This window comes from Iodobacter fluviatilis (genome assembly GCF_900451195.1).
In the GTDB taxonomy this organism is placed as follows: domain Bacteria; phylum Pseudomonadota; class Gammaproteobacteria; order Burkholderiales; family Chitinibacteraceae; genus Iodobacter; species Iodobacter fluviatilis.
On record NZ_UGHR01000004.1, the window covers coordinates 267,362 to 279,399 of the forward strand.

Here is a 12,038-nt window from a genome sequence, read left to right on the forward strand (position 1 = left end):
ACTCCCCACTCCCTCATCCCGACTCCCCATCTTTTGAAACTTATTCCAGCTCTAAAGACCCAGCCAGTAAGGCCAGTCTTGCCACTACGCCGTAGGAGTAGAAGCGGTTGGCTTCACAGTCTGGCGAGCCGTCGCAATCGGGGGTGGAGAGCGGTGATGCAAAGGCAAGTGGCACAAAGTGCGCACCAGGTGCGTTTAGATTTTCATCAATGCCGCGCCCTGTATGCACACGGTAAAAGCCGCCAATGACAAAGCGATCCAGCATATAAACCACCGGCTCAGCTACGGCGGCATTAATTTGCTCAAAGGTTGGCACGCCTTCCTGCACGATCACATCGTGGACCTCCATGCCTTCTTTAATCACGCTCATTTTATTGCGCTGCTTGCGGTTTAAGCCGAGCAATTCTTCGCCGGATTTCACGCTCATAATGCCCATGCCGTAAGTGCCGGCATTGGCTTTTACAATGACATAAGGCACCTGATCAATGCCGTGCTGCTGGTATTTGACGCGGATTTTTTCAATCATCGTGTCAACAGTGGCTGCCAGCTTGTCTTCACCTGCGCGGGAGTGGAAATCCAACCCGTCGACGTGTTCAAAGTAGGGGTTAATGACCCAAGGGTCGATATCGATCAGTGCAGCAAACTCCTCAACCACTTTATCGTAGGCGGTGAAATGCTGGGTTTTACGGCGCACTGCCCAGCCTGCATTGAGCGGCGGCAACAATGTTTGCTCGATATCTTGCAAGATGGCCGGGATACCCGCTGATAAATCGTTATTGAGCAGCACTACGCAGGGATCAAAGTCCGCAATACCAACCCGTTTGCCATTGCGCACAATAGGCTCTAGCGTAACTTGGCCACCATCAGGCAAATCAAGTGTGGTAATGGTCGTGATTTCAGGATTCATGCTGCCTAAACGCACGACTAAGCCAGCCTGACGTAAGATCTTGGCCAGCGCCGCCACGTTTTGTAGATAGAAAGTATTACGGGTGTGGTTTTCCGGGATCAGCAACACGCGGCGCGCATCAGGGCAATAGCCCTCAAGCGCAATCATGGTGGCTTGCACGGCCAGCGGGTGGAATTCCGGATTCAGATTATTAAAGCCGCCCGGGAATAAATTCATATCAACAGGCGCCAGCTTATAGCCTGCATTACGCAAATCGACTGAGCCATAAAATGGCGGAGTGTGTTCCTGCCACTGGTTACGGAACCAATGCTCGATTTCAGGCTGGGCTGCCAAAATTTTGCGTTCCAGATCCAGCAGCGGGCCTGTGAGTGCGGTGGTCAGATGTGGAACGCTCATTTTGGGGTATTCCTTAGTGGTTTCATGCAGGGCATATGCGGGCGCTGGGCTTTGGATTCAACTCCGTAGTGACGCTAATTCGCTTGCCTGCTGTTTATGCTTGGTTTTTCAGGCCAGAAAAACAAACTTCAAGCATGGATTCGATAATGGTTTCGTGATCCAGCTTGCTGTAAAGCTGTAAGTATTCTACGGCCGGATCACAGGTTCTGGCGTAATAGGCAAACAAAATCACATCAACAGGCAGGTCGGGGTTGAGCTGGCCTTGTTTTTGAGCTTGCTGAACGATGGCCTCTATCTTGCCATTTAATTTCAACACTCTCATGACGTATTTCAGGTTACGCGTCAGCATTTCACGAACATGCGCGCTGGTTGAGGGCAAAAAGGGCATACCCCCCTCTAGCCTGATGCTTAAAGCCCATGCCAGCAAATCTTTTAGCTGCTGTATCGGGCTTAGCCCTGAGGGCATGGCATCCAGATAATCAAGCGCACCATCTATCAGGCGAATCATCGCCGCACCCACCAAATCTTCCTTGGATTTGAAGTGCTTATAGAGGCTGGGTTTAGAAATGCCTACTTCCTGGGCAACATCGTCCATGGTCATCAAGTCAAAGCCCTTGCTGGCCAGTATGGCAGTGGTTGCATCGAGGATCGCCGTTTCGCGCAGCTTAAAGGCCTGATCTTTGAAGCTTAATTTGCTTAAAATACTCATTGGTAATTAAAGTTACTCTGTGGTAGATTTAATTGCATGGTGGTTTAGTTGCCATATTAGCCGCTGATGAGAGGAATGGATAGCTTGAATATTCAGCCTTTGCTTCAGCCCTTATTCAGGTGCATGTTTTGTAAACCATTCAAAGGAAAACCCCGTGGCACTGCAAGTCTCTTCTGGTTTCAGACAAAAAATCGCCGTGATTGGCGCAGGGATATCGGGTCTTGCCAGCGCATATTTGCTCAATCGCAAGCACGATGTTTGCCTGTTTGAGGCGGGAAGCTATCTGGGCGGGCATAGCAACACGGTGGATGTGTCTGTGAACGGGGTCAGCCATCCTGTTGATACCGGCTTTTTGGTGCTGAATGATAAAACCTACCCTAATTTAGTGGCTCTGCTGGCTGAGCTGGATGTGGCAACGTACAGCACGGATATGTCGTTTGGCGTTTCTATGGATAAGGGCCAGCTGGAGTGGGCAGGCACAGATCTGGATGCCGTATTTGCACAGCGGCGCAATCTTTGCTCCCCTCGCTTCTGGGGCATGCTCAAAGATATTTTGCGATTTAATAAAACAGCAGAGGTCAATTTACTAAGGGCTGGCAATAGCGGAGAAACATTAGGGCAGCTGCTAGATGCCGGTGGTTATGGTCAGCTGTTCAGGGACGCATATTTGCTGCCCATGGCTGCTGCAATCTGGTCGAGCTCACCTAAAGATATTTTGGGCTTTCCCGCACTGACCTTTTTGCGTTTTTGTATTAATCACTCTTTATTGCAAGTGAATGGGCGGCCTCAATGGCAAACCGTGCAAGGTGGCTCCCGCAGCTATGTGCAGCGCATCGCAGCCACTTTGCCGGATATTCGTCTTAATACGCCGGTACTGGGTGTGCGTCGCGATGTGAGCGGTGTACGGATATTAACCGCCAGCGGCGAATCACGTTTCGATATCGTGGTCTTTGCCGGGCACGCACCCGATACCTTAAGTATTCTGGAAGACGCCAGCCCCTGCGAGCAAAAGCTGCTGGGGGCTGTGCGCTACCAGCCCAATACCGCTTATTTACACTTAGATGAGCAGCAACTACCTCAAAACAAAAAAGTATGGTCGGCCTGGAATTATTTGGGCGGCGTGGCCGTGGATGGGCAGCGGCCCGTTTGTGTGAGCTATTTACTGAATCAATTACAAAATCTGCCGTTTGAACACCCGGTAGTGGTGACGCTTAACCCGTTTAAAAAACCAGATTTAGTCATTGCACAGTTTGAATACCAGCATCCAATCATGGATCAGCCCGCCATTGATGCCCAGCAGCGTTTGCCGCAGTTGCAGGGGCGCAATCGAACATGGTTTGCCGGTGCATGGACAGGCTATGGTTTTCATGAAGACGGTTTGAAATCTGCTCTGCGCGTTGCGGCTGATTTTGATGTACTCCCTGAATGGGCGCAGCTCTGATGCGTGCCGCTTACTTATTAACCGGGCAGGTCATGCACGAGCGGCTCAGACCGGTGCAAAACCGCTTTGTCTACCCGGTGTTTTGCCTGCGGCTGAATCTGGCTCGATTAGGCGAGCTGAATAATCGCTGGTTTGGCGTCAACTGCTGGCGGCCTTTATCGATTGCCACGCGGGATTATGGCGCCAGAGATGGCTCTGATCTGCAGGCTTGGATGCGGGGGCTGCTTAAAGATGCGGCCATCGAGGCGGATGGCGAAATCTGGTTGCAAACTTTTCCCAGAATCTTTGGCTATGCCTTTAACCCGGTTAATTTCTGGTTTTGCCATGACAAAAATGGCGGCTTAAAGGCCGTGCTAGCCGAGGTAAACAATACCTTTGGCGAGCATCATCGTTATTTACTACAAGCAGCTGGCGGCGGGGATATTCTGGCCGATAGCGATTTACACAGCATGAAAGCGCTGCATGTTTCGCCTTTTTGCCCTGTGGCGGGCCATTACCAGTTTTGTTTTAAAAATTCGCCAGATAGCGCTTTTGTGGCGATTGATTATTTTGATCAGGAAGGCCTGCTGATTAAAACGGCGATTGCAGGCCGGCGCCTCTCGTTTACCCCCGCGCATCTGCGGCGTGCTTTGCTGGCTCAGCCCTTTTTAACGCTGGGCGTGGTCGCCAAAATTTATTGGCAGGCGCTGCGTCTGTGGTTGAAACGCGTGCCGTTTTACCGCAAGCCTCAGCCACCATTACACCCTATCAGCCATCCTCTTCATTTGCGAAGTTCAAAGGAAAGCCAATCATGAGCCAAGCACGCAGCCTGTCTGCTTTGCCTTTTGCCGCACCTGCTGCGGCCCGATTATTTATACAAGTATTGCAGCGCTTGCAGTATGGGCATTTGCAGCTGATTACCCCCGATGGCAGCCATCTCACATTTGGCGATTTACACACGCCACCCAGTGCCCTGCTGCATATCCATGACTGGCGCGCTTGTGGCCGGATTATCAAGGCGGGCGATATTGGTTTTGCAGAAAGCTATGCGGCTGGCTGGCTGGATACGCCTGATTTAACCGCCTTGCTGCGGTTGGCATTAAAAAACGAAGCGGCGCTGGAGCGTTTTGTCTTTGGCGGCAAGCTGGCTACGTTGTGGTACCGGCTGAAACACTGGCTGCGCCCCAATACCCGCGAGGGAAGTAAGCGCAATATTCATGCTCATTACGATATTGGTAACGATTTTTACCAGCTGTGGCTGGATAAAAGCTGGACGTATTCGAGCGCTATTTTTGCAGGGGATTTCAGCCAGAGCTTAGAAAGCGCGCAGGCCGCCAAATACCAGAGAATTATCGATACCCTCGCTTTAAAAGCGGGCGATAGCGTGCTGGAAATTGGCTGCGGCTGGGGAGGCTTTGCCGAACATGCTGCCCGCTGTGGCGTTGAAGTACACGGCATTACCATTTCAGAAGCCCAGCTGGCCGTGGCCCAAGCGCGTAATCAGGGCAATGGTTCTAAGCTTTGGCTCAGTGATTACCGTGATTTAAACGAGCAATACGATGCCATTGTGTCGATCGAAATGTTTGAAGCCGTAGGCGAGCGTTTCTGGCCCAGCTATTTTAATCAGCTGCAGCAATGCTTAAAGCCGGGGGCAAAAGCGTTGGTGCAAAGCATCACCATTGATGATGCGCGGTTTGAAAACTATCGCGCTAATACGGATTTTATCCAGCAGTATATTTTCCCCGGCGGCATGCTGCCCAGCCCGGAGCGCTTTGTGGCCAAAGCGGCAGAAGCTGGCCTTAAAACACTCGATCAACATCATTTTGGTGCGGATTATGCCGAAACACTGCGCCGCTGGAGCCAAGCTTTTAGCGCATGTGAAGCCACCATTGCGGCGCAAGGTTTTGATGATGAATTCCGGCGTATCTGGCGGCTTTATTACGCCTATTGCGAAGCAGGCTTTGATGAGGGGCGAACCGATGTGGTGCAGTTCTTATTACAAAAAACCGGCTAGTGCGCTGTTACTGATTCTGCTGCTGACGATGGTGAAAGGTGCATTTGCCGCCAGCTGGCGGGAAGAGCTGCCTGCTGCTACGCCGCTTGGATCGGGAGAGTTTCGCTGGTTTGGTTTTAGGGTATATACCGCCCGTTTATGGAGCGAGCAGCGCCCCTTTACAGCGAGTGCCCCCTTTGCGCTGGAGCTAACTTACCACCGCAGCATCAGCCGCGAGCGTTTTGTTAGCACCAGCCTTGATGAAATCAAGCGTTTATCCGGCAAAGAATATAGTAAGGCGCAGCTGGCTCGCTGGCAGGCCGAAATGGAGCGCGCGTTTAGTGATGTAGAAAGCGGCGATCAGCTGATTGGCGTGTATCTGCCCGGTGTGGGCTGCCGCTTTTATGGCAAGAAGGGCTTGAATGCCGAAGTGGCTGATACCGAATTTGCCAAAGCATTTTTTGCTATTTGGCTGGATGAGCGCAGTAAAGACAGCAATCTGCGCGCGCAGCTTCTGGGGCAAAAGTGAAGCCCGCGCTGGCTTATGGCCTGCTGGGCTTGCCGCTGGCTATGGCGGCTTTGCCAGTTTATGTGCACGCCCCGACTTATTACGCAGGGCAATTAGGCATGGCCTTATCCACCACAGGCTGGGTGCTGTTTGGCGCAAGGCTGATCGATACGGTGCAAGACCCGTGGCTGGGTTATTTAATTGATCGAAGGGCCGGGCGATTAAGCGGCTGGATGCTTTGTGCCGGGCTGCTGCTGGCCATTTCATTTGCGGGTCTGTGGCTGGCCCCGGTGCAAGGCAGTGCATTAATCATGTGGCTGGTGGTGATGCTGATCGGCATTTACACCGCGCACAGCATGCTCAATATCGCCTATCTGGCATGGGGGGCAAGACTGGGGGATCAGGCCGTTTTACTTCATGCCGCCGCTTGGCGCGAAGGCGCGGGGCTGATCGGCGTGGTGCTGGCGAGTATTGTGCCGGGCTATTTAATGGCGGGGCAGCAGGTGGAGCAAGGGATGGCTTGGTATGCCCTGGCGTTTGCACTGTTATTAGCTTTGGGCATTGTGGCACTGCTTTATCGGTCCTTACCCTGGCTGGGCGGGGGTGAAAAGCAATCTTGGCGCGAGCCGCTGGCTAATTTGGCATTCAGGCGCTTATTACTGCCTTACTTTTTAAATGCGGTTTCGGTGGCGATTCCGGCCACATTAGCTTTGTTTTATATCCGTGATCGCATCGCCGCCCCGCAATTATCCGGTGCATTTTTAGCCGCTTACTTTGTAGCTGCGGCTCTGGGCTTGCCGCTGTGGGTAAGGCTGGCGAAAAAAATCGGCACAGCAAAGGCATGGCGCTTGGGCATGATTTTAGCGGTGCTGGCTTTTGCAGGCGCGGCTTTGCTGAGCGCTGGTGATGTGGCTGCCTATGCCGTGGTGTGCATTCTGGCAGGGCTGGCGCTGGGGGCTGATTTAGCGCTGCCCCCCGTGTTACTGGCGGGGCTGATTTCCCCCCTGCACTCACCCGCCAGCTATTACGGAATCTGGACACTGCTGGGCAAGCTGGCTCTCGCCCTCTCTGGGCTCGCCTTGCCGCTTTTGGCTTGGGGCGGCTATCAGCCGGGCGTCGCGGGGCAGGGTGGATTAAGCCTCGCACTCACCTACGCCGCCTTGCCTTGTGCGATTAAATTGCTGGCAATGTGGCGTTTAAATTTAGTCATCCGGCAGCAAGCCACTTTAAAAGGATTCGCACCATGAAAGCACTGTTAATTATGCTTTGCCTGCTGCTTAGCGCTTGCGCCGGGCCGGATGTGCGCCACTACCAGCAGCAACAGCCTGCCTTAGATTTAGTCCAGTTTTTTAGTGGCCAGACAGAAGCATGGGGCACGTTTCAAAAGCGTGATGGTGAAGTGGTCAAGCGCTTTCATGTGCTGCTGACGGGCACCAAGCAGGGGGAGCGCTTTGTATTGGATGAAGACTTCACATACAGCGATGGCAGTAAGCAAAAACGCGTTTGGACATTACGCCAGCAAGCGGGTGGGCAGTGGACAGGCACTGCGGATGATATTAAAGGCGAGGCAGAAGGGCAGATTGCTGGCAATGCGCTCAACTGGAAATACACCATGCTGCTGCCGGTAGATGGCTCGGTTTATGAAGTGCAGTTTGATGACTGGATGTTTTTAATTGATCAGAAAACGATGATAAACCGCGCCAGTATGAGCAAATTTGGCTGGCAGCTGGGCGAAGTCACGCTGTTTTTCCGTAAAAAGGATTAGCCATGTTTGCCAGCCTAAATCCTCAAATCAGGCAGTGGCACGCGCAGCGCGTGTGGCTGATAGGCGCTTCCAGCGGTATTGGTGCGGCGCTGGCCCGAGATTTAATCGGCAAAGGCGCACGCGTGGCTTTAAGCTCGCGCAGCGAAGGCAGGTTGCTGCAAGTGGCTGCGGCGAGTGAGCAGGTGCAGATTATTCCCTTTGATGTGGCTGATGCAGCAGCCTGGCCAGGCGCTTTTCAGCAGATACAAAACGCATGGGGCGGGGTAGATCTGGTGGTGTTTTGCGCGGCAGATTATCGGCCTGAGCGCAGTTGGGAAATTAAAGCCGCACAGGTAGAGCGCACACTGGCTGTGAATTTAGCCAGCGTTTACTTTGGGCTTGAAACCGTCCTGCCTGATTTGCTTGCGAGGCAAGCGGGCAGCGTGGCGGTGATTGCCAGTGTGGCGGGTTATATGGGCCTGCCTAATGCTTCTGTTTATGGCCCGAGTAAAGCCGCGCTGATCAACCTCGCCGAGCTACTTTATGCCGATCTGCACCCGCGTGGTCTTGGCGTGTATTTGATCAATCCGGGCTTTGTAAAAACCGAGCTAACCGCAAAAAATAACTTCAGCATGCCTGCTCTGCAAACGCCAGAGCAGGCCGCCAGTGCTATTTTGCAAGGAATGGAAAAAGGCCGCTTTGAAATCCATTTTCCACGCCGCTTTACGCTGGCGATGAAATGCCTGCAAAGATTGCCCTACCGCTGGCGTTTTTCCTTGCTTCAGCGATTGGCGTGATCTCGCAATATCAGCTTGTTATATTTGAAGGTAAACCATGCTACTTGATGAAATGTTGCAGTGGTACGAGGCCATCAGCCTGCAAAATTTGGATGAAATCGAGCGTTTTTATAGTGCCGACGCTTGGTTTAAAGATCCGTTTAATGAGGTAAGCGGCGTGGCTGATATCCGTCGTATTTTTGCCCATATGTTTGAAACCACACAAAAGCCACGTTTTGTGATGAAAGATCGCGTAATGCAAGGTGAAAACGCGTTTATTACATGGGATTTCGTTTTTGAGCTGCAAGGCAAAGCGTATAGCGTGCACGGCGCATCGCACCTTAAATTAAACGCACAGGGCCAAGTTTGTTATCACCGCGATTATTGGGATGCGGCCGAAGAGTTGTTCCAGAAGCTGCCGGTGATCGGCATGCCGGTACGCTGGCTGCGGCGGCAGTTTGCTTTGAAAAAGCCTGTTATCTAGTTTGCCATGCGTGTTTGATGAATGACGTTTACAAATTCGTGAAGAGCACTGCTCAGTGCTGCTGATATTTCTGGATGACTGACGATCCCTTCTTGGTTTAAGCCGCTACCCATGAGCGGCACCGATATGGATGCTTCTTCTATAATATTTCCCGACATCGTTTTAATCACTTCACGCAGGGCCGCTTGGGCGTGGCTGGCCCTGGGTGAGGTATTGAAAAGCGCAACGGGCATATTGGGGAACGATTCACTGCCGACCAGCCAATCCAGCGCATTTTTTAATACGCCGCTGATACCATGTGCATATTCAGGGCTGGCTATAAAAACGCCATCTGCCGCGCTTAATTCCTGCTGTAAAGCGCTTAGAGCCTGATGAGGCTCATTCTCCAGATCAGGATTGAATAGCGGTAGTTCGCCTAAGTGATTAAATAGCCGAACTTCAATATGCTCTGGTGCTAATTGGTAGATCGCGTTTAAGAGCGCGGTATTGTCTGAGCATTTTCTAAGGCTGCCTGATAGCGCCAGAATACGAATTTTTTTCATAATAAGTGCTCGTGCTGCTGAAGTAAGTGGCGTGGCATTCAGGTTAAATTGTGTAATCTAAACATAAATATGCCGATAGCTTACTTATGTTTTTATACCAGTGTAAAAAACAGTTATATTTGTTGGCATTGTAGCCTTTGGGTGAACTTGAAATGACCATGAAGTGGATCGTGATTGTGTTTTGTACGCTGCTCGTGGGAAACACGCTGGCGAAATCGTCGTCCAAAAGTTATAGCGGCGGGTTTTCTTCTTCCCGTAGCAGTAAATCATCATCGGGCAAGCCTTCTGCTCCGCAAAACAACGGCAGCAGTGAATCTAAAAAAACATCGTTTGGTACTTTTGGTAGCGCTAAAAAAACCGATACTCAAACCACGCCCAGCCAGTCTGCATCGAACAAAAGCATGAGCCGTGCGGCAGAAAAAGATAAAGCCTTAAAGACGCTGAACGAGCGGGACGCAAAGGCGCGGCAATCGGCTTCGAATACTTATATTCCTAATCCAAAACCTGATCAAAATCAGCAGGCTCCTGATCCCTACCGGCAGCCTGATTCTGGGCGCAATCCTAAGCGGGATGGCTCGTTTGGCCCGTCTTTGGCGGGATCGGTGCTGGGCAATATGCTGGGTAATTCAATCAGCCGCTCCAGTCATCAGCAGGGGACTGCACAGAATCAACAGAACCAAGCGCAAAAGCCTGAGCAGTCTTCTGGCTGGCTGGGTGTGTTTTTATTTGGTTTGATCATATTTATTATCGCTTTTTTAATTCTGGCTTTTTTCTTAAGAAAAAAAGCAGCACCGCAGCGTTACTCCTTAGGGGATCGTTAAGATCAACTTTATTTACTAATGGTTTAAACAGGGTTGGTTTTGCATCGGGTGAGTACGCATGGTGAACGGATAGGGGTTTGTCAAAATGGGCTGGAAAGACGCGTTTAATTATGGTTCTAAATTATTTGCAAAAGAAGAAGAGCGTCAGGATGCGGGTCTGCCATTGGGTGCCAGAATTGGCAGCCTGATTACCTTGCAAATGTCGCCCTTTATACGTGCCAATGCCAGTGGGTCGGTGATTGAAGCGCCTGCAAATTTAAGCATGCTGATTCAGGCGGTAAGCCGGGTAAAAATCAATTTATCTGGGCATTTATATCGCCTGTATATTGAAACCGGCAACGATGAAACGCCTGAAAAATTTATACAGGTCTTTCAAAATCAAGCAGGCGTGGTTGAAGAAATCATGTATTGCACACGCTTAACGCGTGTTTTTCCTGCCAGTGCCGAGGATCAGGAAGCCTTTACCGGTGAGGCGGGCTATGGCTTGGGCTGCCAGAGCTACGCTTTATCGCGCGAGCAGTTTGTTGAGCTGGGCTACGGCGATAGCAGAATTGCTGAGATCTTTGGCAGGGAAGAGCAGCTGGAATATCAGCGTGATGCAGGCAGTGCCGAAGTAGAGTTTGTCTCCCCATTTACCGGCTCAGAAGTGCGGATTGATGATGCCATGGGGGTGAAGGGGCTAAGCCAGAAAATCTACTTTATGCCCTATGTGCGCCAATTGGCCAGTGGTCCAGAATACTTATTAATTAGTACAGAAGTCGTGACAAGCGAAGATGGCGATAATTCAAAACGCGCCATTCACGTTGATTTTATGATGGGTTTACCTTTAGAGCTGGAACGAATTACCGTGCAGTAATTGCTGGATGTAGCTTGGCGCTGAGCTTGCGAAGCCCAATATTTACGTGAAAGTCACTTTCTTTAATAAAGGAAATACTATGTCTTCAGGTTGGAATTTAACGGCACGTTTAGTAGCAAAACACTTCAGTGCGCTCGGGGACAAAATCTCTGGCGTGATCGCAAATTTTGATCCAGAAACCGCAACGGAAGCAGACCGTGATCAGCTGCGTAGCGTGTTGCAGGATTCGGCACAAAAATTAGCCAAGGCCAGAGCTGATTTTGCTAAAGAGCAAAAAGATGTTGATGATTTAAAGGCCTTGATCGCTAATGATGAAAAAGCCTTAGAAACCCTGGCTGCACGTTTATCTGCCGGTACGATTTCTGAAGCCACCGTGACAGTGTTTTGCGATGAGCTGGAAGCCAATAAAGGCCGCGTGGCGCAGGAAGAACAAGAAGCTGCGGATGCCCGTGAATTTATGGGTGAGTTTGAAGAGATCGTGAAGCAGCTTTCCCAGCAATTGGCTGATTTTGATGCTGCGGCTAAAAAAGCCCTTCAGGCTTTGGCTGCGGCTGAGGCGCAAAAAGATTTGCAGGCCGCTCGTCAGGCAAGGCAGGAGCAATTGGCCGGTTTTAAAGGCGTGTCGAATAATTCTAACGCTTTAAGTGCTTTAACCCGCCGGGCAGAAAAGGTATCTAATGAAGCGGCCGGGATGAAAATTATTACAGATATCGCTCAAAAGCCATTGGATCAGGCGGCTGAAATTGCGGCAATCAGGCAATCGGTGGCAACGACTTCCAGCGGTGAAACGGCATTGCAGCGTTTGCAGCGCTTATCTGGCAAAGCTTAAGCAGGTACTGATGATTTAAGTAAAAGTGGGCGGAAACGCTCACTTTTTACTGG

14 protein-coding genes are annotated in these 12,038 nt (G+C 51.1%); 11 read left to right on the forward strand and 3 right to left on the reverse strand.

Annotation, left to right across the window (positions count from 1 at the left end; genetic code table 11):
- Positions 1-40 precede the first annotated feature (40 nt).
- Positions 41-1,303 carry a glutamate--cysteine ligase gene (gshA, locus tag DYD62_RS19965; protein WP_115229435.1) on the reverse strand — a complete coding sequence of 421 codons (1,263 nt, stop codon included), beginning with the start codon at positions 1,301-1,303 and terminating at the stop codon, positions 41-43.
- A 94-nt stretch (positions 1,304-1,397) separates the two neighbouring features.
- The gene (locus DYD62_RS19970; RefSeq protein ID WP_115229438.1) at positions 1,398-2,012 is read right to left on the reverse strand and encodes a TetR/AcrR family transcriptional regulator; all 615 of its coding nucleotides are present in this window, start codon (positions 2,010-2,012) and stop codon (positions 1,398-1,400) included.
- A gap of 154 nt (positions 2,013-2,166) precedes the next feature.
- Here DYD62_RS19970 and DYD62_RS19975 point away from each other — a divergent pair, with 154 nt between their 5' ends.
- Genes DYD62_RS19975 through DYD62_RS20010 form a run of 8 tightly spaced genes read left to right on the forward strand, consistent with a single transcriptional unit; the run spans position 2,167 to position 8,937 of the window.
- Positions 2,167-3,453 carry an NAD(P)/FAD-dependent oxidoreductase gene (locus tag DYD62_RS19975; RefSeq protein WP_233702984.1) on the forward strand — a complete coding sequence of 429 codons (1,287 nt, stop codon included), beginning with the start codon at positions 2,167-2,169 and terminating at the stop codon, positions 3,451-3,453.
- On the forward strand, positions 3,453-4,247 hold the full coding sequence (locus DYD62_RS19980; protein ID WP_172476529.1) for a DUF1365 domain-containing protein: 795 nt from the start codon (positions 3,453-3,455) through the stop codon (positions 4,245-4,247). Before DYD62_RS19975 ends, DYD62_RS19980 begins: the two co-directional genes overlap by 1 nt.
- Positions 4,244-5,446 (forward strand): SAM-dependent methyltransferase, encoded by a 1,203-nt coding sequence (locus tag DYD62_RS19985; RefSeq protein WP_115229441.1) that lies wholly within the window; start codon positions 4,244-4,246, stop codon positions 5,444-5,446. The genes DYD62_RS19980 and DYD62_RS19985 overlap by 4 nt, the downstream gene beginning before the upstream one ends.
- The gene (locus DYD62_RS19990; RefSeq protein ID WP_115229444.1) at positions 5,412-5,954 is read left to right on the forward strand and encodes a chalcone isomerase family protein; all 543 of its coding nucleotides are present in this window, start codon (positions 5,412-5,414) and stop codon (positions 5,952-5,954) included. The genes DYD62_RS19985 and DYD62_RS19990 overlap by 35 nt, the downstream gene beginning before the upstream one ends.
- Complete coding sequence (locus DYD62_RS19995; RefSeq protein WP_233702985.1) at positions 5,951-7,180, forward strand: MFS transporter; 1,230 nt, start codon at positions 5,951-5,953, stop codon at positions 7,178-7,180. The genes DYD62_RS19990 and DYD62_RS19995 overlap by 4 nt, the downstream gene beginning before the upstream one ends.
- Positions 7,177-7,698 (forward strand): DUF3833 domain-containing protein, encoded by a 522-nt coding sequence (locus DYD62_RS20000; protein ID WP_115229446.1) that lies wholly within the window; start codon positions 7,177-7,179, stop codon positions 7,696-7,698. The genes DYD62_RS19995 and DYD62_RS20000 overlap by 4 nt, the downstream gene beginning before the upstream one ends.
- Before the next feature lie 2 nt (positions 7,699-7,700).
- Entirely contained in the window at positions 7,701-8,474 is a 774-nt protein-coding gene (locus tag DYD62_RS20005) for an SDR family NAD(P)-dependent oxidoreductase (RefSeq protein ID WP_115229449.1), read from the forward strand.
- 37 nt (positions 8,475-8,511) lie between these two features.
- A complete protein-coding gene (locus DYD62_RS20010; RefSeq protein ID WP_115229451.1) occupies positions 8,512-8,937 on the forward strand; it encodes a nuclear transport factor 2 family protein in 426 nt (141 codons plus the stop codon).
- On the opposite strand, the gene DYD62_RS20015 is transcribed toward DYD62_RS20010, so the two are convergent.
- On the reverse strand, positions 8,934-9,479 hold the full coding sequence (locus tag DYD62_RS20015) for an NADPH-dependent FMN reductase (protein WP_115229454.1): 546 nt from the start codon (positions 9,477-9,479) through the stop codon (positions 8,934-8,936). The two genes, DYD62_RS20010 and DYD62_RS20015, sit on opposite strands and share 4 nt — an antisense overlap.
- A gap of 158 nt (positions 9,480-9,637) precedes the next feature.
- Here DYD62_RS20015 and DYD62_RS20020 point away from each other — a divergent pair, with 158 nt between their 5' ends.
- The 3 genes from DYD62_RS20020 to DYD62_RS20030 all read left to right on the forward strand — a co-directional run bounded on the left by DYD62_RS20020 (position 9,638) and on the right by DYD62_RS20030 (position 11,985).
- Positions 9,638-10,300, forward strand: coding sequence for a hypothetical protein (locus DYD62_RS20020; RefSeq protein WP_132038654.1), 663 nt, complete (start codon positions 9,638-9,640; stop codon positions 10,298-10,300).
- An 85-nt stretch (positions 10,301-10,385) separates the two neighbouring features.
- A complete protein-coding gene (locus tag DYD62_RS20025) occupies positions 10,386-11,156 on the forward strand; it encodes a DUF2491 family protein (RefSeq protein WP_115229459.1) in 771 nt (256 codons plus the stop codon).
- Between the two features lie 79 nt (positions 11,157-11,235).
- Entirely contained in the window at positions 11,236-11,985 is a 750-nt protein-coding gene (locus DYD62_RS20030; protein WP_115229462.1) for a hypothetical protein, read from the forward strand.
- Positions 11,986-12,038 lie beyond the last annotated feature (53 nt).

Bases quoted from the DNA above. Each gene is read 5' to 3' on its own strand.
- DYD62_RS19970 (WP_115229438.1), bottom strand. From the start codon at position 2,012: ATGAGTATTTTAAGCAAATTAAGCTTCAAAGATCAGGCCTTTAAGCTG.
- DYD62_RS20025 (WP_115229459.1), top strand. From the start codon at position 10,386: ATGGGCTGGAAAGACGCGTTTAATTATGGTTCTAAATTATTTGCAAAA.
- DYD62_RS20010 (WP_115229451.1), top strand. From the start codon at position 8,512: ATGCTACTTGATGAAATGTTGCAGTGGTACGAGGCCATCAGCCTGCAA.
- DYD62_RS20000 (WP_115229446.1), top strand. From the start codon at position 7,177: ATGAAAGCACTGTTAATTATGCTTTGCCTGCTGCTTAGCGCTTGCGCC.
- DYD62_RS19990 (WP_115229444.1), top strand. From the start codon at position 5,412: ATGTGGTGCAGTTCTTATTACAAAAAACCGGCTAGTGCGCTGTTACTG.
- DYD62_RS20020 (WP_132038654.1), top strand. From the start codon at position 9,638: ATGAAGTGGATCGTGATTGTGTTTTGTACGCTGCTCGTGGGAAACACG.
- DYD62_RS20005 (WP_115229449.1), top strand. From the start codon at position 7,701: ATGTTTGCCAGCCTAAATCCTCAAATCAGGCAGTGGCACGCGCAGCGC.
- DYD62_RS19980 (WP_172476529.1), top strand. From the start codon at position 3,453: ATGCGTGCCGCTTACTTATTAACCGGGCAGGTCATGCACGAGCGGCTC.
- DYD62_RS20030 (WP_115229462.1), top strand. From the start codon at position 11,236: ATGTCTTCAGGTTGGAATTTAACGGCACGTTTAGTAGCAAAACACTTC.
- DYD62_RS19985 (WP_115229441.1), top strand. From the start codon at position 4,244: ATGAGCCAAGCACGCAGCCTGTCTGCTTTGCCTTTTGCCGCACCTGCT.
- gshA (WP_115229435.1), bottom strand. From the start codon at position 1,303: ATGAGCGTTCCACATCTGACCACCGCACTCACAGGCCCGCTGCTGGAT.
- DYD62_RS20015 (WP_115229454.1), bottom strand. From the start codon at position 9,479: ATGAAAAAAATTCGTATTCTGGCGCTATCAGGCAGCCTTAGAAAATGC.